This is a genomic window from Nocardia gamkensis NBRC 108242 (genome assembly GCF_001612985.1).
Classification (GTDB): domain Bacteria; phylum Actinomycetota; class Actinomycetes; order Mycobacteriales; family Mycobacteriaceae; genus Nocardia; species Nocardia gamkensis.
Map to the genome: position 1 here is coordinate 1 of NZ_BDBM01000046.1, position 21,165 is coordinate 21,165.

Here is a 21,165-nt window from a genome sequence, read left to right on the forward strand (position 1 = left end):
ACGTGGGTCGGTGGAGTGCTACATCGTCGGTTGCTGGTGGGTGGCTGATTCGAGGATTTTCGGTCGGGCGACACGCCGACGCTTGGTCGGCATGGGAGGAGTGGGCGCGACCCGGTGGCGATCGTGGTGTGCGCGATGGGCTTCGGCGTTCGCGGAAATCCCCAGGTTGAGCCGATAGGCTCGTCGGCGGCGCGTGGGTCGGTAATGCGTGGTCGTTCCGCGTGTCAGAGGAGCGCTCGTCCACGCGGACGTCTCGGTCCGAGCGATGGCGCTGGCGGTAGAGGGCGGGCGTCTTCCGCTCGCACCCGCGAGGGTGTCATTTCCGACGCGAATATGTGGGCCTACGCTTGTGTGCCGAGAGTTGGGTGAAGACACTCACAAACACCTGACGCGAGGTGGTCAGGGAAGGGCGTTTGGTTGCTTCCCACGGGGTTTCGAACCGACTCCTGGCGAGTGAACTCGAGGCGTGGCAGGGCAGAATCGAGCGTGCGGGCGAGAGAAGGGGTTGCTGATGGATGGAAGTGCGGAACTGTACGCCGACCTGCTCGGCCAGATCGAAGAACTGCTGCCGAGTGTTGCCGATGAGATTCGTCGTGACGTCGATCGGGGCGGTCGAGAACTGGAGCTGTACGAGCCGACCGAGGCGTACACGTTTAGTGATGACTATCAGGAGGTCGATCGGCGAGAGGCTACGCACCGCCGACATCCTCCGCGACAGAGTCCATCTCAAGCGGAGCAGCAGCCTGCGCAGCCAGACCACATCGTACCGTTTCGACAGCAACAGCGACTCGGTGGAAACAGCGGTGACATTGTGCGTCCGCTATCTGGTGACGGGCGCCTGGCGATACTTCTCGACGCAGTGATCACGCTGCTTCGGACGGTCAACGGCTCGGAAGGCGAATTGACCAGTTACCTACGCCAAAAAGGCGTTCGATCTGTGACCTTCGGTGTTGGGGACATTGACATGGACCGGAGCCAGATCTCCGTGGACCAGATCGGCTACATCGCGGCTCAGAGAGGTGAAGTCATGGACACTCTGCTCACTGCCTTGGAAGATCTGCAATGATCTCCGCTGCCAGCTTGAAGGCTGCCGTGGAATCGGCTCTGTCCCTGACGTTGTCAGGTCCATACTCCGCTCGTGCAAAGCCGACCGACCTGTATGAGGCAGCCATGTTCACGATGATGTTGCGTGCGGCGGAGCATGCGGGCGGTACTGTGTTCGTGACGAATGACGGACTGAATTCTGCCGTAGATGCCCGGTTTCGGACAAGCCCGGGCATTTTGTCGGCGAGCAGTGAGTACACCTATGCAGTTGTCACCTTCCCCGCGACACCAACACGTCATGCGCAAAGAGTTGAGGTACACCTGGGCATACGGTTCAGCGGTCGGTCAGGTATCTGCCATGAGTGCGATATCGCGATGCTCACCGGAGCTGAGGCGGACCGAGTGCGGGCGGGTCGACGATCTTTCCCATCTTCACGCGCGCTGATCACAGCGGTCGAGGCCAAGTTGCTGACTCGCGGGCCTGGTCTCGAAGACGGTCGCAATTTGTTGGGTCTAGGAACTGAGTTTCGCCTACAGAAATGCCGGCTTGTTGCCCCGAACAGCGGCGCGGCTTCCTTACGCAGACTGTTCGCTTATTGGCCGTGCCAGTTGTCGGAGAATCTCATCCCGGGTACTGCCGAAGCGTTGAAGTTGGAGGACGATCTTCGCGAGACCATCTTGGAGTGGCTGAGTCGCCGTCGGCGGCGTCAACTGTAGTGGCCTTTGACCTGTGATTCCGGATAGCGGGAGTCGGAGTCCAAGTTGTTTTCGTTCCAATGTTTGCTGATGTCTCAGGTCACAGGGGATGGATGTGGCTGCAGCGGGCTGCGTAGTCGGCCAGATGACGTCGCGATGCCGGTCTCCATGACTGTGCTCGGCCTTGAAGTCGCCGATTGCGACGCGCGCGTTGGCAGCAGGACCGCTGGCCCCTCCCCACCGAATGAGACCGATTAGTCTCTTCTCTCGGGGTCAGATCAGATTGTATGACACCGAACCAAACTCGGTAGTTGGGCATACCCCACCGGCAGAATTTAGCTGCGGGTGGCGAACTCGTCACGGACTTGCGGTTTTGCCGACGTCATGCTTGACGGGGCGCCCCGCCGAACCTCGGTCGCGAACTCTCTTCTGGCGCTCCCGAGCGGACTCCTGACCGCGCTCGGTCCCGATGACCGCGTCGTGACCGGCTCGAACGCGTTCTTCGACCAGATTGCGCAACTGTTCCACGGTGACACCGATGGTGCCTGCCAGGCCATGTTGGACAAGTTCGATGAACTGCGTGTTTACCAGGTGACGTGGAACTTGGGGGTAGCCGAGCATCCGCCCGTCTTCTCCGTTGCCGCGAGTTCGGCCGCTGAGGGTGCAGTCGTCTTGCAGAAGGAGCCTGACGTACGAGACGGGGAGGTACATACCTGGGGCGAGACTATCTACGCGGTTTACGGGGTTGTCCTGCCAGTATGCAAGTTTCAGGAAGCACGGATCGGTTCCGAGTCGCTAGTCTTCCGGTCGGGCCGCTGATCTGCTGAGACGAGCCACCTCCTCAAGGCGGTCCAGCTGACCGAGCAGTCGTGCATCAACCGACATCGTGCGCCGGGTTGGGTCAAGACGTTTGTACTGAACGAGGACGAAGCTCGATGTCGGTTCGTAGAAGTAGATCATGTCTGTGCCCAGCCGGGCTTCGACATTGGTTGCGTTGACGTTGGCGATCTCGAGCGTGCGCCCGGCTTCGTCCTGGAAGACGTGGATGTCGCACCTGGCATCGGGACGGTCGGCCCATTCGCTGAACAGACTGGGACTGTCCGCAAACGCCCTGGCATCATGTTCGATCAGGCTGTGCTCCACAGGATCTGGAATAAGGCCCGCGAGATAGGGTGCATGCCTCGATGACGGGCGCCGCCAGGCGCTGAAAGTTGTTGGCGGAACCTTGAAGATCCGCGCAATAGTACCGACTGCGTCTCGCTGTTCCTGCCAGGCTCGATTCGCCGGATCGTCGTTTGAGAGTACGGGCGGGTCGGCAAGCGCGCCGAGCCATTCGAGAATCGGTGCGAGATTCGGGTGCTTGTCCCGCAGCTTGGTCTCCATGGCCTCCCACGCCATGCGACCGAAGGAGCCGACACTGCCGAGGACGAACGATTGATCGATCGGCTCACGGACTGCGTCCGGGAGTAGACGCAGCAGACCACCATCCCCGTCTAGCGGTATGTCCTCGGTGCATTCCCGAAGATGGTCGACTGTCGGACTGTCGTCAACCGCTCCAATTTTGCCCCGGTGAACCGCAATCCCAAGCCACGCCAACGTCCGGGATCGCTCGTCATGGGTATCGTCCCGAACCACCAGCACTACTCTTGGGGGATCGGCGGCCACGCCACCTTTGTTGAACGCTTTGGTCAGGCGTTGCTCGGCTCTGAGCTTCGACCGGATGTCGGAGAGCTCTTCCCCAGTGAGCGTTACGACGTAGACCACGCACGGACAGTAGCCGCCATACCATCGACGTAGGCGCCCAGGTCCCTCGACAGCGAGCAGCAACACACGCGTCGGTGGTTTGCCCGGGTGTCTGAACCGTCGCGGGTTGGGGGCCGCTTCCTTCGTAGAGGAAGATGGTCACCATCATGTCGAAGCGTTACCCCGCCCGAGGTTCGTGAGAAAGCCGTGCGATTGGCTCTGGAACGGCTCGATGAGTACGGATCCGCCTATGCCGCTGCCCGTGCGATCGGCCCACTGGTCGATGTGCATCACGAGACTTTGAGGTTGTGGATCAAGAAGGCCCTCGACACCGGATCTCGACCCGGTGCGCCGGCCTCGGCGGGATTGTCGTCGGTCGAGCGGGACGAGTTGGCACGGCTGCGGAAAGAGAACCGGGAACTCAAGCAGACCAACGAGATCCTGAAGCTGGCCTCGAGTTTTTTCGCGCGGGAACTCGACCCGCGACACCGCTGATCGTCGGGTTCATCGACGAATACCGCCAGGTCTACGGCGTCGAGTCGATCTGCCGCGCATTATCGGCGCATGGTGTGCAGATCGCGCCCAGGACCTACCGAAAGGCCCGCCGTCGGCCAGCCTCGGACCGTGACGTCACCGACGCGCAGGTCGAGAACGCCCTGCGGAATCTGCGCGATACCACCGGATCCACCGCGCATTGGCTCACTCTCAGCGAACGAGCCGAACTCGTGAATTCAGATTTGATAAGTGGTCTCCAGGCGCTGATGTAGCCCATACATGGGTGATCTGGCCCACTAGCTGACACCAATCCGTGCAGCAGTCCCAGGGGCCGTGGGTGTGACCTATCAGGCATCTGGTTCGCTTGTAGCTGTTGGTCACATCTAGGCTGTTCGGACCCGTTTCGGGACTGCGGGTGCCTACTTATTCGGCTAGACTGTAACCAGATCGGTGACACCTCCTTGGACGTGTTCTACGACGACAAGAAACTCGAGCAGCTGTGTACGAACGAACGCGAGATGCGCAGGAAGCGCGGGGACATTGCTGAGAAGCTGAGGTTGCGTATCAAGGCGCTGGAGACGGCGAAGACGGTCGGAGAGCTACCTACCCACGACCCGCTCGGAAGGTGGCATGCGCTCTCGGCGGACCTGGACGGCCTCTGGGCGGGCAAGCTCAGCGCCAACTATCGGCTCCTGGTTCGACCCGAGGGCGAGGGTGAGCCCTTTCGGCGGTCACGGTGACCGTGATCGACATCGACGACTACCACTGAGGGAGGAGAAGCGATGACCGCGACCGATTATGCAGTTGCTCCGGGTGAGTACCTGGAGGAGTGGATCGATGAGCAGGGCTTGTCCCAGCAGCACGTCGCCGACCGTCTCGGGTGCAGCCGCAAGCAGGTCAACGAGATCGTCAACGGGCGCGCGCCCATTACCAGCGACACCGCGCTACGCCTGGAACGTGTCGTGGGCATCCCCGCCGACTCGTGGCTGCGCTACGAGGCTGCCTATCGAGCCGACCTCGCCCGCCTGGCCGATCAAGAAAACCTCGCCGCCCACGTCGATGAGATCGACCCGAACGCCATCACCTACCTGCGCAAGCTCGGAGCCACCACGGCCACGCGAAAGGCGCCCGGCACGCTCGTCTCGGACTTCTTGGCCTTTCATCGTTGCGGGACCTGGGAGGCGTACACCCACCTGCACGAAACAGCGTCCACGGGCGACTACGCACTCGCCGCGCTCACCGAGTCCAAGGCCACGATCGACCAGACCGTCCTGACGACCTGGCTACGTGCCGGCGAACTCGCCGAACCGTTCGAACGCGGCCGCAGCTACCGCTACGACCCGCAGCGACTCCGCCGGGCCCTGCCTCGCCTGCGAGCCCGAGCCGCTACCCCTGACGCGATGATGCTCGCCGACATCGCGACCATGCTCGCCGAGGTCGGTGTCGTGTTCATGGTGGTCGAACCGCCCACCAAGTTCCCGCTGCATGGAATGACACGCTGGATCGACAAACGAGTACCGGTCATTCAGCAGACCGGCCGATGGGGCAAGGACGGCTTCGTGATCTGGACCTTGTTCCACGAACTCGGTCACGTGCTCAACGATCCTCGTGGCGAGATGCACCTGGAGTACACCACGGAGAAGAAGCGCAATAGCGCGGCAGAGACAGCCGCCAACAAGTTCGCGATGGAGGTCCTGTTCGGCGATGCGGGGATGACACCGTTCGAGGGGATGACCCGTGATCGTGAGATTGCCGCGATGGCTGCGCGCATCGGCGTTGCCCCCGGCGTGGCGGTACACCAACTGCATCGATGCAGGCTGCTGCACTACGCGTACGGAAACAAACTTTATGTCAACCTTTAGCACTTGCAGCCCATAGCACGCCTCGAACCTCACCGCGTCATTCGGAAATGACCTGGATCCGTGTCCTCGAATCCGCACTGGCAGTGATGGGGGTGTCCAGGATCGGGCCCTGACCTGCCGTAAGCCTTCGCGGTAGCGGAGGCTGTGGCCAATCTGCCGATTAGTGATTCGGTGTGTGTCGCAGAGTTGGGTTCGCCGTGCCGCCGGGGGTCGTGCGCTGCGTGCTGGATTCGGTGCAGCGTGTCATAACCAACTACTGTCTACGCGTTCCTCGGCAAGTCGCCTTCGACCGCAATGCCGCGCCGCTGTGACTATTCCCCTTCACCCCGCATCAGACGCAGCCTCGCCTCTGCCACTACTCGGGCTGGCCATACGTTATCTCCAGCGAATGCTCTTCCAGGCTGCGGAGCGTCAGTTGGTCGTCTCGGACCTGGTTGAGCAGGAAGAGTTCCCTCGTGTGGCATTTGTCGCACAGGCTGACGACTGCAAACGGCCACAGGTCGACCGGAGCTCCGTAGGGGGCACTGTCCACGTAGATGCGGTCGGGACGCAGCGGCCGAGTGCTCGATCGATCGAACGGCTCCCAGTTCGGATGACTGCCTCTCAGTCGGAACCCGACGATCCGATACTGGCCCTCGTCGAGGTACTCACACCGTTCGACCCAATCCCAGTGGGTTCCGGAAAGCCATCTGACCGCACTGATCGCCCCCACGATGTGTGGTTCCAGCCGTTCGACGTCTTCCGCCAGTTGGTGGCTGGCGCGGACGCCGTGCGCGTGGTGCGAGGTGTTCCTGAAGTCCTTGATGCGGCCCAGGAGGGCGCGTGCGTTGCCTCGGTCGCTTAGGGTGGTGAGCTGTTGGATGCGGGGCATGATTTCCTCAGTCTCCAGCCGGTCGAGGAACCAGAGCCAGGTACCGAAGGTGGCGCCGGTCCGGAACTGCTTGCGCAGGTTCCGGGAGAATCCGCTCGACGCGGCGAGTTCGGTGAGCGCCAGCACGCCCAGCACACGGGCCAGACCCTCTCCCAGCTTGAGCAGTCCGTCTTTCTGCTCTGCCGGGTGCGTGCTGATTCGGTACCGACGGGACAGTGCGGCCGCGTGGTACGGAAAGCTCCACTCGGCGCGCGAGATAAGATCGTCCAGGGGCCGCACGAGTTCACCGATCAGGCGTGCCTCATGGGCGGCGAACCGGATTTCGTTCCGAACCCCCTGGACGTCCCGCTCGCCGCTGCTGAAGACGTTGGGCAGTATTCCCGACGTCGTATTCCGCAGTGCGCGCCGCCCCTCTTGTACGGTTCTCAGGAGGCCCTCCACCTCGCGGTCGGTCACCAGGTCGACGGGGACGTGCGTATCCAGCAGGTCGCGAGCGCTGGGGTACTGACCGTTGTCCTTACGGGAGTTCAACCACTCGCATAGCGCCTGGCCACAGCCGCGCAGCGGCTGCAGCACAAACAGCGAGGTGGCCGCCTCGCCGAAGCCGTTCGGGAGTAGACGCCAGTTCCCCGGCCGCCCGACGAGCATGCCGCCCGAACAGAGAGTCAACGGCGCCCCGTCCTCCGGTGCATCGGGCAGGTCAGCGGCAGAGTCCGCATCGTGAAGGTCTTGGGCGCGCAGATGCTTGGGCTGGTCAACGCCCTCGTTCTGCTCCTCACCGCGCCGCGGCGGGTGGACCCGAGTGGTCTCCAATCGGACGAGGTTGCGCAGCAATTCAAATTCGCCGTCGAGTTCCGGCCGATAGAAGAGCGAGGGTGGGATCTCGCAACCCACCCGTGTCCTGCTGTCATCGATCCAGGCATCCGGAGCACTCTGGTGCACTTCGCGTCGGAGGTGGTCGCTCGGATCCACATGAAGCGGCAGACTGACCGACTCACGTAGCTCGGGATCCGGCTCGTAAGCATCCCCCGTCCGCTGCGGCTCCCCTTCGCCGTCGCGCACACCTATGGCCTTGCGGACCGCCACCTCGAAGACCTTCCCCCGTGGCCAGCTCACGCCAGCCGAGGTGACTGCCCGGCGCAACGCCGTGATGGCTTCCTGGCACTTGGTCCACGTCGAGCCGACCAACGGACGCAGGGCGGCCACCAGACCGGCAGGATCACGGGTCTTCTTTATCGCACGCGATTCGGCGAGCCGAGTCAGGGCCTCCTCGGACAGCTCGTACCGGAGCCGCAGCGGTTGATCGATCGTGACGTGCTGGTACATCAGTTCGTGGGTGGAGACGATGCGGACCCGGTCGTCTGGCCGCTGGGCAGGGTCGGCGGACAGGGTGTCCAGGTAGAGCCCGGTGATCTCGGCAATCTGGTCCGGTGTGATGTAGTTGCGCTTCGAGCCGATGGAGCGGCGCATCGGCTGGTACTGGTCCTGCGCGTTCAGTAGCAGCACCTGACGCCTGCGCTGTGCCGGCTTGCGGTTGCTGAGGACCCACAGGTAGGTGCTGATGCCGGTGTTGTGGAAGAGTCGGTCGGGCAGCGCGACCAAGGCCTCAAGCCAGTCGTTCTCCAAGATCCACCGCCGGATCTCTGATTCGCCGGACCCCGCGGCGCCGGCGTACATCGGGGAGGCGTTGAAGATGACCGCGATCCGGCTGCCGCCCTCACCCGAGGGGCCCACTGGCTTCATCTTCGCCAGCATGTGCTGTAGGAAGAGCAGCGAGCCGTCGTTGATCCGGGGAAGACCGGCCCCGAAACGGCCCGCGAAACTATGCTGCTCGTGCTCCCACCGGACTGTGGATTCGATCGTCTTCCAGCCAACGCCGAACGGTGGATTGGCGAGGAGATAGTCGAAGGCGATTCCTTGGTGCCCATCTTCAGCGAGGACGTTCCCAAAGGCGATCGTCGAGGCCGGACGGCCGCTGATCATCATGTTGGCACAGGAAATCGCCCATGACTCCCGGTTGATCTCCTGGCCGTACACCATGACGTCCGCCCTCGGGTTCATCGACGTGATGAACGAGGCCGCCTCGGTCAGCAAGCCGGCCGCTCCACAAGCCGGGTCCAGGATGGTGCGAACGGCGTGTGGCGACGTCAGCAGGTCCGAGTCGGCGGAGATGAGGAACGAGGTCATCAGGTGGGCGAGGTCCCGGGGGGTGTAATGCTCCCCGCTCGTCTCGTTGTTGCTCTCCGCGAACCGTCGGACTAGCTCCTCGAAGAGGTTCTCCATGTGGTCGCCAGTGATCATCTGTCCCAGGTCGATCGAGGCGAACTGCCTGACTACGGGGTAGAGGAGCTCTGCCTCATGCAGGCGGATGACGGTCCGCTCAAACTCGAAGCCGTCCAGGATTTCCCTGACGTTGCAGGAGTACCCGCAAACATAATCCAAGAGCACCCGGTCGGCGTTCGACGGATCATTGAGCACACTCTGGAACGAGAACCGGCTCAGATTGTAAAAGGGCCAACCCGAGGCTGCCTTAAGGCGCTGCTCCTGCTCCTGTTCGCTGTCGGTGCGCTCGGCTTCGTCGAGCACCGCTTGCCGGCTCGGTGCCAGCAGGGAGTCGAGTCGGCGCAACACCGTGAACGGCAGGATCACCCGTCCGTACTCGGAAGGCTTGAAGTCGCCGCGCAGCAGGTCAGCCACCGACCAGACGAAGCTGGACAGGTGTCCGATGTTGCCACTCAAATTGCCCCCACGCAGGCCAGCGCCTTCCATAGGACTGATCATCCCAGGGCTACGGCCGGGGTCAGGGCCCAGTTCCATCATCGACATCGAAAATCGTCTCCGAACATCCTCGACCATGGTTGACGCATCGAAGACCATTGCACCTCAGTACTTTTCGGTTACACAAATACTGCTGATCGAGTCCACCGACGAATATGGCAGACCGAACCACAACAACAACACCGACGACCCTGCTACGAACCGTCACCGCCGACGCGAGGCCGACATCGCCGAGGTGACATACGAGTGGAAACTGTCGCGTGGCTGATTCGAGAATTCGGCTGAAGTCGACACGCCGGTTCGCGGCCGGCCCGTGGGGGAGCGCCTCGAACGAGCGATGACCGCGTGGTGTCCGGCGATGTGCTCGCGTCGGCCCGCGGTGCCGGTGTGGGTGCTGTTCCGCGTGCACGAGGAGGTTCTCGTGCACGGTTGCCGCGCGGTCGCGCTGAGCCCGGGTGGTAGAGGAGCGTGAGGTGATCACCCGGGCGCACGAGGACGTCATCCGTGGTGCTGATATGTGCCTCGAGCAGCGGTTTCGGCGGGTATTCGACATCGCGGAGTGCTGCGGGCGAGCGGGAGGGTGGATGAGCGAGCGCTCTTGCGCGGATCCCCGTCACGCGTGACGGGGATCCGTGTGCAAGTAATGCGCGAGAGGGGACTTGAACCCCTACGTCCGTGGACACCAGAACCTAAATCTGGCGCGTCTGCCAATTTCGCCACTCGCGCTTGATGGTACGACCGTCCAAACTCTACCGGGCGATTCGCCCATTACGAAGCATTGGGAGGGTGTGGCGTACTCGTCAGTAACCTTACCTGGGATTATAACGATTTGGACAAGGCCAACATGAGGGGCGCTCATGTTTCGTACGCGTTGGTAACCCGATGGACCAGCGGGTTCAAACATGAGGCGGAGTCATGTTCACCACTATTCTGGTACGTAAGTGCACGAATACTCCTAAGTAGCGACCACACGCGAGGCCAAACGTGAGGATTTCCTCATGATTTTGTGCCATTCTCGCCCGTATCAGGCCGATCACCCGCGATCACTTGTGAACCGGTAGGGACCGGCGTGTCGCCGAGGCATGTCGCATGGAGAAGGAAGTCGAAGCGTCTTGACGATCAACGAGAGCACCAAGACCGAGTCCGGACAGAGCACGAAGGCGGTAGCCGCCGCCGGGAAGGCCGCGTCGGGCGGGGCGCGGTCGCCGCTGTTGGATCGTCTGCTCGACGGCGTGCCGTACGCGCTCGCCTTCGGTGGGCAGGGTGCGCAGTGGTTGAGCGAGCTGGAGGAGATCGGGCGCGACAGCGCGCTGGAGCCGGAGCTGACCGCGCTGGTCAACGAGGCGGCCGCGCTGCTCGAGCCGGTGGCCGCGCAGTTGCTGGTGGTGCGTCCGGTCGGCTTCGACCCGATCGGCTGGATGCTCGAGAACGAGCTGGCCGACACCGACGAGGGGGAGACCTCCGCGGCTCCGTCCGAGCATGTGCTGCGTTCGGCCGCCGTGTCGATGCCCGGCGTGATGCTGACCCAGGTGGCGGCCGTGCGCGCGCTGCGATTGCAAGGTCTCGATCCGGCGGCGCACGCGCCGGTCGCGATCGTCGGGCACTCGCAGGGCCTGCTCGCCGCCGCGGCGGTCGAAGCCGGTGGTGCCCGTGACGCGGAGCTGCTCGCGGTGGCCCAGATGATCGGCGCCGCGGCGGGGTTGGTGGCGCGGCGGCGCGGGCTGATGCCGGTGGGCGAACGCTCGCCGATGGTCGCGGTGTCGAATGTCGATCCCGAGCAGTTGCGCGCAGTGGTGGCCGAGGTGTGCGAGGGAGCCGATCCCGCCGCCACCGTGGTGGTCTCGATCCGCAACGGCCGTCGGCGCGCGGTGCTCTCCGGTCCGCCCGCGCAGCTGGAGCGGGTGCGCCAGCGGTGCGCGCAGATGCACGACGAGCAGGCACGTGAGCGCGACGCCAAGGTGCGCGGCGGCTCGGTGTTCGCTCCGGTCTTCGAGGACGTGGCCGTCGACGTGGCGTTCCACCACCCGGCGCTGTCCGACACCGTCGAACTGGTGAGCAGCTGGGCCACCCAGTGCGGCCTCGATGCCGAACTGGCGGGCCGGTTGGCGCGGCAGATCCTGGTCGATCCGATCGACTGGGTGGAGGTCGTCGAGGGCGTGATCTCCGCGGGCGCGCAATGGATTCTGGACCTGGGCCCGGGTGATCTGCTGTCCCGCGTCACATCGGGCACGTTGAAGGGCACCGGCCTCGGCATGATCGCGGCCGCCACCCGCGCCGGACAGCGCAGCCTGCTCACCCCGGGGGCGGCGCCGGAGCCCGCCACCCCGTGGTCGGCGTTCGCGCCGCGCCCGGTGCGACTGCCCAACGGGCGCATCGTGGTCGAGACCGCCTTCACCAAGCTGACCGGACGCTCGCCGATCCTGCTGGCGGGCATGACCCCGACCACGGTCGACGCGAAGATCGTCGCGGCCGCGGCGAACGCGGGCCACTGGGCGGAGCTGGCCGGCGGTGGGCAGGTGACCGAGCAGATCTTCGCCGACCGGGTGACCGAGCTGAAGAAGCTGCTGCACCCGGGTCGCTCGGTGCAGTTCAATTCCTTGTTCCTCGATCCCTACCTGTGGAAGCTCCAGCTGGGCGGCAAGCGGCTGGTGCAGCGGGCCCGCTCGGCAGGCGCACCGTTCGACGGCGTCATCGTGACCGCGGGCATCCCGGAGCTGGAGGAAGCCGTCGCGCTGATCCAGGAGCTCACCGAGGTCGGTATCTCCCACGTCGCGTTCAAGCCGGGCACCGTCGCCCAGATCCGGGCCGTGCTGCGGATCGCCGACGAGGTGCCGGACTACCCGGTGATCATGCACATCGAGGGTGGTAAGGCCGGTGGCCACCACTCTTGGGAAGACCTGGACGACCTGCTGCTGGACACCTACGCCGAGCTGCGCAACCGCGCGAACGTGGTGGTGTGCGTCGGCGGTGGCATCGGAACCCCCGAGCGCGCGACGGAGTACCTCACCGGCCAGTGGGCGGTCCGGCACGGCTATCCCGTGATGCCGCTGGACGGCGTGCTGGTCGGCACGGCGGCGATGGCCACGCTGGAGGCCACCACCGCGCCGGAGGTCAAGCAACTGCTGGTGGACACCCCCGGCACCCCCGACTGGGTCGGCGCGGGCACCGCGTCCGGCGGAATGGCCTCGGGCCGTAGCCAATTGGGCGCCGACATCCACGAGATCGACAACGCCGCCTCACGCACCGGCCGCCTGCTGGACGAGGTCGCGGGCGACGCCGACGCGGTCGCCGCGCGCCGCGCGGAGATCATCGCGGCGCTGAACGCCACCGCCAAGCCGTACTTCGGCGATCTGACCACCATGACCTACCAGGACTGGCTGGAGCGCTACGTCGAGCTCGCGGTCGGGCTGGACCGCCGCAAGGACTTCGACTGCGGCAGCGACCTGGGCGACGCGATCGCGGAGGCCACCAGTTCGGTGTGGCTGGACATCACCTGGCGCGAACGGTTCGCGGAGATGATGCGCCGCACCGAGGCCCGGCTGCATCCGGCCGACCGCGGCGAGATCGCGACGCTGTTCGCCGCCGACGAGGATTTCGAAGACCCGGTCGCGGCGCTGTGCGCCCTGAAGGACGCCTACCCCGCGACGGCGCAGACCCTGCTGCACCCGGCCGACATCCCGTTCTTCATCGCGTTGTGCAAGACGCCGGGCAAGCCGGTGAACTTCGTGCCGGTCGTCGACGCCGACGTGCGCCGCTGGTGGCGCTCGGATTCGCTGTGGCAGGCGCACGATCCGCGCTACTCGGCCGATCAGGTGTGCGTCATTCCCGGCACCGTCGCGGTCGCCGGCATCACCCGGGTCGACGAGCCGGTCGGCGAGCTGCTCGACCGCTTCGAACAGGACACCGCGTACTCGCTGGTGCGTGCGGGCGTGACGCCCGCCGCGGTGGACGCGCGCCGCACGGCGGGCGTCACCAGCGGCCCGATCGACGCCGTGCTGGCCGCCCCGGACGTCCAGTGGGCCGGGCGCACCACGATCAGCCCGGTACACCGGCTCGGTGACCTGTCCGAATGGGTCGTCGACGGGAAGGGCGCGGTGCATCCGCCCAGCGGCGCGACACTCGCCGAGACCACCGGCCCCGAGCCGGAGAACAGCTATCTGGAGCTGACCGTCCCGCTGCTGGCGGGCAACGCGGTGCGCATCCGGATCACCGTGCCGACCTCGGTCTACAACGGCGGCGCCCCGGTGGTCACCGAGGCCGACGCCCACGAGGCCATGGCCGCGCTGCTCGCGGTCGCCGCGGGCCAGGATCTTCCGGAGGTCAAGGGCAAGGTCGCGCACGTGAACCTGGCCTGGATACCGGATCTGATCGCCGACCACGCCGGCGTCACCGGTTCCGGCCTGCCCGCCACGCTGAGCACGCTCGGCCGTACCGTGCCGGACGTGCTGGTCGGCGCCTGCTGGCCCGCCGTGTTCGCGGTGCTGGGTGCGACCCGAACCGCGAAGGGCGAGAGCGTCATCGAGGGCATGCTGGACCTGGTCCACTTGGACCACCAGGTGCACCTCGCCGGTGAGCTGCCCGCCGAGACCAGTGTGCTGGCGGTGCGCGCGGAGGCCGGGGAGACCCTGGACACCGACCTCGGCCGCGTCGTCGAAGTGAATGTGCGGATCACCGCCATGCTGGACAAGCCCGAGACCGGGATGTCGATGCCGGTGCTGGCCACGCTCACCGAGCGTTTCGCGATCCGCGGGCGCAACGGCGCGGGCGAACTGACCGATCCGCCGCGCGCGGCGGGCACGGTGTCCGACGCGGCCACCGACACCCCGCGCAGGCGTCGTCGCGACGTCACGATCGTGGCGCCGCGCACCATGCACGCCTTCGCCGCCGTCTCCGGTGACCACAACCCGATCCACACCAGCGATTCCGCCGCGAAGCTCGCCGGGCTCGGTAGCCCGATCGTGCACGGCATGTGGTTGTCGGCCGCCGCGCAGCACGTCGTGTCTGCGGTCGATCCGGCCGCTTCGACTCCGGCGCGGAGGCTGACCGCGTGGACCACCCGGTTCCTGGGCATGGTCCGCCCCGGCGCGCAGATCGATGTGCGCGTCGAGCGCGTCGCGGTCGACGCGGGCAGTGAGATCGTCGAGGTCTCCTGCCGGACCGAAGGCGAACTGGTGATGACCGCGACCGGTCGCACCGCGGCGCCGAAGACCGTATACGCCTTCCCCGGTCAGGGCATCCAGCGCAAGGGGATGGGGCTCGACGCCCGCTCCCGGTCGAAGGCGGCCAAGGAGATCTGGGAGCGCGCGGACAAGCACACCCGTGCCGCGCTCGGCTTCTCCATCCTGGCCGTGGTGCGCGACAACCCGACCTACCTCAAGGCGCGGGGCGTCGAGCACCGGCACCCGGACGGCGTGCTGCACCTGACGCAGTTCACCCAGGTCGCCATGGCGGTTCTCGGTGTCGCCCAGGTGGCGGAACTGCGCGAGGCCGGGGCGTTCGTCGAGGACGCGCTGCTGGCCGGTCACTCGGTGGGCGAATACAACGCGCTCGCCGCCGTCGCCGGGGTGCTTCCCTTGGAGGCGGTGCTCGAGGTGGTGTTCCAGCGCGGTTCCGCGATGCACGAGCTGGTGCCGCGCGACGCGCAGGGCCGCAGCGATTACCGGATGGCCGCGATCCGGCCCTCGCAGATCGGACTGCCCGACGCGGAGGTCGTCGGCTTCGTCCAGGAAGTCGGCGAGCGGGTCGGGGAGTTCCTCGAGGTGGTCAACCTGAACCTGCGCGGGTCGCAGTACGCGATCGCAGGCACGGTGGCCGGGCTGGAGGCGCTGGAGGAGGAGATCGACCGCCGCCGTGCCGAATTCGGCGGCAAGCGGGCGTTCATCCTGGTCCCCGGCATCGACGTGCCGTTCCATTCGACGGTGCTGCGCAAGGGCGTTCCGGAATTCCGGCAGAAGCTCGAACAGTTGCTTCCGGTGGATCTGCGCCCGGAGGTCCTGGTCGGCCGCTACATCCCGAATCTGGTGCCCAGGCTGTTCTCGCTGGAGCGGGCGTTCGTCCAGGAGATCGCCGACCTGGTGCCGTCCGAGCCGCTCACCGCCGTGCTGGCCGACTTCGACAGCTGGGCGGCCCGGCCGACCGAGCTGTGCCGTGTGGTGCTGGTCGAGTTGCTGGCCTGGCAGTTCGCCAGCCCGGTGCGCTGGATCGAGACGCAGGACCTGCTGTTCACCGATCCCGCGCAGGGCGGCCTCGGCGTCGAGCGGTTCGTCGAGATCGGTCTCGGTGCCACGCCGACGGTGGCGAACCTGGCCGGCCAGACACTGAAGCTGCCCGCGTTCGGCGACGCCACGGTCGAGGTGCTCAACATCGAGCGCGAGGCCGCGATCGTCTACGCGACCGACACCGACCCCGCGCCGGTCGACGAGCCCGTCGAGGAGCAGGCGGCCACCGCGGCTCCGGCAGCGGCCGTCGCCGCCGCTCCCGTGGCCGCGCCCGCCCCGAGTTCGGGCGGTCCGCGTCCGGACGACATCGCGTTCACCGCCGCCGACGCCACCCGCGTGCTGATCGCGCTGTGGACCAAGCTGCGGCTGGACCAGATCGGCCCCGTGGACACCATCGAGGGCCTGTGCGACGGTGTGTCCTCCCGGCGCAACCAGCTGCTGGTCGACCTCGGCTCCGAGCTCTCGCTCGGCGCGATCGACGGCGCCGCCGACGCCGACATGGGCGCGCTGTCGGCGACGGTGGAGCGGCTCGCCCGTACCTACCGTCCCTTCGGCACGGTGCTCACCGACGCCATCGGCGATCATCTGCGCAAGGTGTTCGGCCCGTCCGGCAAGCGTCCGGCCGCCATCGCGGATCGGGTCACGAAGGTCTGGGAACTCGGTGACGGCTGGGCCAGCCACGTGACCGCCGAGGTGTCGCTGGGCACCAGGGAGGGCACCAGCGTGCGCGGCGGTGATCTGGGCGGGCTGGTCTCCGGCGCGCTGGGCGACGCCGCCTCGGTCGACGCGGCCATCGACGCCGCCGTGCAGGCCGTCGCGGCCCGCCGCGGTGTCGCGGTGTCGCTTCCCTCGGCGGGCGGCGGTGGCGGCGCGACCGTCGACGCCGCGGCGCTGGGTGAGTTCACCGAGCAGATCACCGGGCGCGACGGCGTGCTGGCCACGGCCGCGCGCGTGGTGCTCGAACAGCTCGGACTGTCCGAGCGGGTCTCCGCTCCGGAAGCGTCCGATGACTCCCTGGTCGACCTGGTGTCGGCCGAACTCGGCGCGGACTGGCCGCGCCTGGTCGCGCCCGCGTTCGACGCACGCAAGGCGGTGCTGCTGGACGACCGGTGGGCCACGGCGCGCGAGGATCTGGCCCGGCTGTGGCTGGCCGACGACTCCGGCAGCGCGAACGGACCGGTCACCGGGTTCATCGGCGCGGGCGAAGCCGTTGCGGCGCAGGCGAACTGGTGGCGCCAGCGGGCGATGCACGAGGCGCGTTCGGTGCTCGCGGGCGTGTACGAGCGCATCGCCGAGGCCGCGTTGAGCACCGAAGAGCCCGGACTGTGGTCCTCGGACATCGCGGTGATCACCGGCGCCAGCAAGGGATCCATCGCCGCGGCGGTGACCGGCAGGCTGCTCAGCGGTGGCGCCACGGTGGTGGTGACCACCTCGGCGCTGAACGACGAGCGCCTCGGCTTCTACCGGAAGCTGTACCGGGACAACGCCCGCCACGGCGCGGCCCTGTGGGTGGTGCCCGCCAACATGGCGTCCTACCAGGACGTCGACGCTTTGATCGACTGGATCGGCACCGAGCAGGTCGACAGCGCGGGCGGCGCGAAGATCAAGGTCAAGGACGCGATGACGCCCACCCTGCTGCTGCCGTTCGCGGCGCCGCGGGTGGCCGGTGACCTCGCCGACGCGGGCGCTCGCGCCGAAATGGAAATGCGCGTGCTGCTCTGGTCGGTCGAACGGCTGATCGGCGGGCTGTCCAAGCTGGGCGCCGATTTCGACGTGGACGCGAAACTGCATGTGGTGCTGCCGGGTTCGCCCAACCGCGGCATGTTCGGCGGCGACGGCGCCTACGGTGAGTCGAAGGCGGCGCTGGACGCGGTGGTCGCCAAGTGGCGGGCCGAGAAGTCGTGGTCGGCCCGGGTCACCCTGGTGCACGCGCTGATCGGCTGGGTGCGCGGCACCGGCCTGATGGGCCACAACGACCCGATGGTCGAGGCGGTCGAGAAGGCAGGCGTGCAGACCTGGTCAACCACGGAGATGGCCGACGAACTGCTCAAGTGGTGCACCTCCCGGGCGCGTCAGGTGACCGCGACCGGCCCGCAGCAGATCGACCTGACCGGCGGACTCGCCCGGGCCAAGCTGGACCTGCCCGCGCTGGCCAAGCAGGCCGCGGAGCAGGCCGAAGCGGAGACCGACGCCGACGCGGGCCGCACCATCGCCGCGCTGCCCGCGCCGCCGACCGTGACCTCCGCGCTGCCGGTGCCGGAGTGGAGCGAGGTGGCCGCGGACCTGGCCGACATGGTGGTCATCGTCGGTGCTGGCGAACTCGGCCCGTACGGTTCGGCGCGCACTCGCTTCGAGATGGAGGTCTCCGACGAGCTGTCGGCGGCGGGCGTGCTGGAGCTGGCCTGGACCACCGGCATGGTCATCTGGGAGAACGACCCGAAGCCGGGCTGGTACGACGCCGAGTCCGGCGACTACGTGCCCGAGCACGAGCTGGCCGAGCGCTACCACGACGCCGTCGTCGCCCGCTGCGGTGTGCGCCGCTACGAGGACGACGGCGCCATGACCGACAACTCGGCGCCGCTGATGACCTCGGTCTTCCTCGACCAGGACCTGTCGTTCACGGTGGGCGGCGAGGCCGAGGCCCGCGCCTTCTACGCCGCCGATCCGGAGCACACGGTGATCACGCCGGTCGCCGACTCGGGTGACTGGACCGTGACGCGCAAGGCGGGCACCGAGATCCGGGTGCCGCGCCGGGCCAAGCTCTCGCGCACCGTCGGCGGCCAGATCCCGACCGGCTGGGACCCCACCATCTGGGGTATCTCGCCCGATATGGCCGCGTCGGTGGACCGGGTGGCGTTGTGGAACATCGTCTGCACGGTGGACGCGTTCATCGGCTCCGGGTTCAGTCCCGCCGAGCTGATGAGCTGGGTGCATCCCTCGCTGGTCGCCAACACCCAAGGCACCGGCATGGGTGGCATGTCCTCGATGCGCTCGCTGTACATCGACAACCTGCTCGGTGAGTCGCGCCCGAACGACATCCTGCAGGAGGCGCTGCCGAATGTGGCGCTGGCGCACGTGGTGCAGTCCTACGTCGGCAGCTACGGCGCGATGGTGCACCCGGTGGCGGCCTGCGCCACCGCGGCGGTGTCGGTCGAAGAGGGCGTCGACAAGATCCGGCTCGGCAAGGCCGATCTGGTCGTGGCGGGCGGTTACGACGACCTCGGCATCGAGGGCATCGTCGGCTTCGGTGACATGTCGGCCACCGCGGATTCGGCGGCCATGAGCGCCAAGGGCATCAGCGACCGGTACTTCTCCCGCGCCAACGACCGCCGCCGCGGCGGGTTCATCGAATCGCAGGGCGGCGGAACGGTCCTGCTGGCGCGCGGCAGCGTCGCGCTGGAGATGGGTCTGCCGGTGCTCGGCGTGGTGGCGTACGCGCAGTCCTTCGCGGACGGTGTGCACACCTCGATCCCGGCTCCTGGTCTGGGCGCGCTGGGCGCCGGTCGTGGCGGGGCGGAGTCCAGGCTGGCGACCGAACTCCGCAAGCTCGGCGTGACGCCGGACGAGATCGCGGTGGTGTCCAAGCACGACACCTCGACGGCTGCCAACGACCCGAACGAGTCGGAGCTGCACGAGCGTCTCGCGACGGCCATCGGACGCTCGGACGGCGCTCCGCTGTTCGTCGTCTCGCAGAAGACCCTCACCGGGCACGCGAAGGGCGGCGCGGCCGCCTTCCAGCTCATCGGCCTGTGCCAGGTGCTGGAGCAGGGCGTCATCCCGCCGAACCGCAGCCTGGACTGCGTCGACGAGAAGATGCTTGCCTTCCCGCACCTGGTGTGGCTGCGCGAGCCGCTGCGGCTGGGCGATCGCCTTCCGCTCAAGGCCGGTCTGGTCACCTCCCTCGGCTTCGGCCACGTGAACGGCCTGCTGGCGGTCGTGCACCCGGAGGCGTTCATCCAGGCCATCGAGCCGGGACGGCGCGAGGAGTACCAGCGCAGGGCGCAGGAGCGTCAGCTGGCGGGCAGGCAGCGGTTCGTGGAGGCGATGTGTGGCGGCGCGCCGCTGTACGAGCGTCCCGCGGATCGCAGGCTCGGCGGCGACGGCACCCCCGCCAAGCGGGCTCGTCAGCTGGAGGCCGACGTGCTGCTCTCGCCGGAGGCGCGCCTGGCGCAGGACGGCTCCTACCGCGCGAAGGGCATCGGATGCGCGTAACCGGAAGCGCGGCGGGGCAACTCGCCGCGCCGGGTCCGTGCGCGGGCTCGCCGAGTACGTCGTAGGCTGCCCGCCTATGACGATCCTCGGTATCGGCCTGGACTTGGTGACCATCTCCGAGTTCTCCGAACAGCTCGAACGCGCCGGAACGACCATGCTCAGGGAAAGTTTCACCGCGGGAGAGCGGCGCTACTGCCAGAGCAAAGGGACCGACCCGGCGCGCAGCTACGCGGCGCGGTGGGCGGCGAAAGAGGCGGTGCTCAAAGCCTGGGCATCGTCCCGGTTCGCCCGCCGCCCGCAGATCGGGGACAACCCGTATCCGCTGATCGAGGTGGTCAACGACGCGTGGGGCAGGCCGAGCATCAAGCTGCACGGCCTGGCCGCGGAATTCCTGCCCCGGGTGCGGGTGCATCTGTCGCTGACCCACGACGGCGACACCGCCGCCGCGATGGTGGTGCTCGAGGACCCGGGTGAGCTGGCCGACCTCATCGAAGGCCGCGACAGCGCCGGGTGAGCCGCACGGTGGTCCCGGTTCCCGCCGGGACCACCGTCATCGCTCGCTGCCGGTGCGCGACTCCTTCTCCGCGACGAGCAGGTAGGCGACCATCAGCCGCTTGAGTTCGGCGACCGCTTCCGCGCTGCTCTGCTCGTCCTGCACCGAGAAATTGAGCATCGAATAGACCACGTGCACCAGCACTTCGGCCATCATGGTGCGCCGTACCCGCGGGGTGCGCGGGGTGAGCGGCCGCAGCATCTGCGACACCACCTCGGCGAACTGCTTCTCGTGGATCGCGCCCGTGGCCCGGGTGGACGGCGTGGACTGCATGGCCAGCCACACTTCCCGGCGGGACGGGTCGGTCATCCAGAGGTTGGCCAGGTGGTCGACGAACTGGTTCATGTGCCGCAGCCAGTCCAGCGACGGGATCTCCCCGTGGAAGTCGGCCAGCTCTTGGGAAACCGCAACCAGGTCTTGGCGATTCAGCTCACAGACGATGACGTACTTGTTGGCGAAGAACTGATACAGCGTGCCGATCGGCACCTCGGCCCTGGCCGCCACCTCTTCGCAGGTGAACGATTCGAACCCGACCTCGACGAGCAACTCCCTGGACGCCTGGAGCAAGGCGTCGAACTTTCGTTTGCTGCGTTCCTGCGTCGGCCGGCGTCGCGGCATGAGCTCCTGTGGGTCGTCCTGCAACTCCAACGCAGGGTCCACACGGTGCTTCGACCTGGCCTCCGCGCGTACGTC

10 protein-coding genes, 1 tRNA gene and 1 other annotated feature are annotated in these 21,165 nt (G+C 66.9%); of the genes, 7 read left to right on the forward strand and 4 right to left on the reverse strand.

Features of this window, described 5'->3' with window-relative positions:
- The first annotated feature begins 511 nt into the window (after positions 1-511).
- Together NG1_RS37035 and NG1_RS27765 are read left to right on the forward strand one after the other, a co-directional pair.
- Positions 512-1,066: a hypothetical protein gene (locus NG1_RS37035; protein WP_157114265.1), complete on the forward strand. Its 555-nt coding sequence runs from the start codon at positions 512-514 to the stop codon at positions 1,064-1,066.
- Between the two features lie 1,154 nt (positions 1,067-2,220).
- Positions 2,221-2,559 carry a hypothetical protein gene (locus NG1_RS27765; RefSeq protein ID WP_157114266.1) on the forward strand — a complete coding sequence of 113 codons (339 nt, stop codon included), beginning with the start codon at positions 2,221-2,223 and terminating at the stop codon, positions 2,557-2,559.
- Here NG1_RS27765 and NG1_RS27770 read toward each other — a convergent pair.
- A complete protein-coding gene (locus NG1_RS27770) occupies positions 2,536-3,504 on the reverse strand; it encodes a hypothetical protein (protein WP_062975662.1) in 969 nt (322 codons plus the stop codon). The genes NG1_RS27765 and NG1_RS27770 overlap by 24 nt on opposite strands.
- Positions 3,505-3,690: 186 nt before the next feature.
- Between NG1_RS27770 and NG1_RS27775 the strand changes: the two genes are divergently transcribed.
- The 3 genes from NG1_RS27775 to NG1_RS27790 all read left to right on the forward strand — a co-directional run bounded on the left by NG1_RS27775 (position 3,691) and on the right by NG1_RS27790 (position 5,840).
- On the forward strand, positions 3,691-3,978 hold the full coding sequence (locus NG1_RS27775) for a hypothetical protein (protein ID WP_063910457.1): 288 nt from the start codon (positions 3,691-3,693) through the stop codon (positions 3,976-3,978).
- Positions 3,938-4,067 (forward strand) — a sequence feature (AL1L pseudoknot). It overlaps the preceding gene by 41 nt.
- 372 nt (positions 4,068-4,439) lie before the next feature.
- Positions 4,440-4,718: a type II toxin-antitoxin system RelE/ParE family toxin gene (locus NG1_RS27785; RefSeq protein ID WP_247611451.1), complete on the forward strand. Its 279-nt coding sequence runs from the start codon at positions 4,440-4,442 to the stop codon at positions 4,716-4,718.
- A 42-nt stretch (positions 4,719-4,760) separates the two neighbouring features.
- Entirely contained in the window at positions 4,761-5,840 is a 1,080-nt protein-coding gene (locus tag NG1_RS27790) for a HigA family addiction module antitoxin (protein WP_062975666.1), read from the forward strand.
- 355 nt (positions 5,841-6,195) lie between these two features.
- On the opposite strand, the gene NG1_RS35030 is transcribed toward NG1_RS27790, so the two are convergent.
- Positions 6,196-9,588, reverse strand: coding sequence for a type I restriction-modification system subunit M (locus NG1_RS35030; RefSeq protein ID WP_063910458.1), 3,393 nt, complete (start codon positions 9,586-9,588; stop codon positions 6,196-6,198).
- Between the two features lie 545 nt (positions 9,589-10,133).
- Positions 10,134-10,215 (reverse strand) — tRNA-Leu (locus NG1_RS27800).
- A 386-nt stretch (positions 10,216-10,601) separates the two neighbouring features.
- On the opposite strand from NG1_RS27800, the gene NG1_RS27805 reads away from it, so the two are divergent.
- Together NG1_RS27805 and acpS are read left to right on the forward strand one after the other, a co-directional pair.
- Positions 10,602-19,919, forward strand: coding sequence for a type I polyketide synthase (locus NG1_RS27805; protein WP_062975668.1), 9,318 nt, complete (start codon positions 10,602-10,604; stop codon positions 19,917-19,919).
- 76 nt (positions 19,920-19,995) lie between these two features.
- Positions 19,996-20,433, forward strand: a complete 438-nt coding sequence (gene acpS, locus NG1_RS27810) for a holo-ACP synthase AcpS (RefSeq protein WP_040865364.1) — start codon at positions 19,996-19,998, stop codon at positions 20,431-20,433.
- 36 nt (positions 20,434-20,469) lie between these two features.
- Here the strand turns inward: acpS and NG1_RS27815 are convergent, their stop codons facing one another.
- Positions 20,470-21,090, reverse strand: coding sequence for a TetR/AcrR family transcriptional regulator (locus tag NG1_RS27815; protein WP_227954938.1), 621 nt, complete (start codon positions 21,088-21,090; stop codon positions 20,470-20,472).
- Between the last annotated feature and the right edge of the window lie 75 nt (positions 21,091-21,165).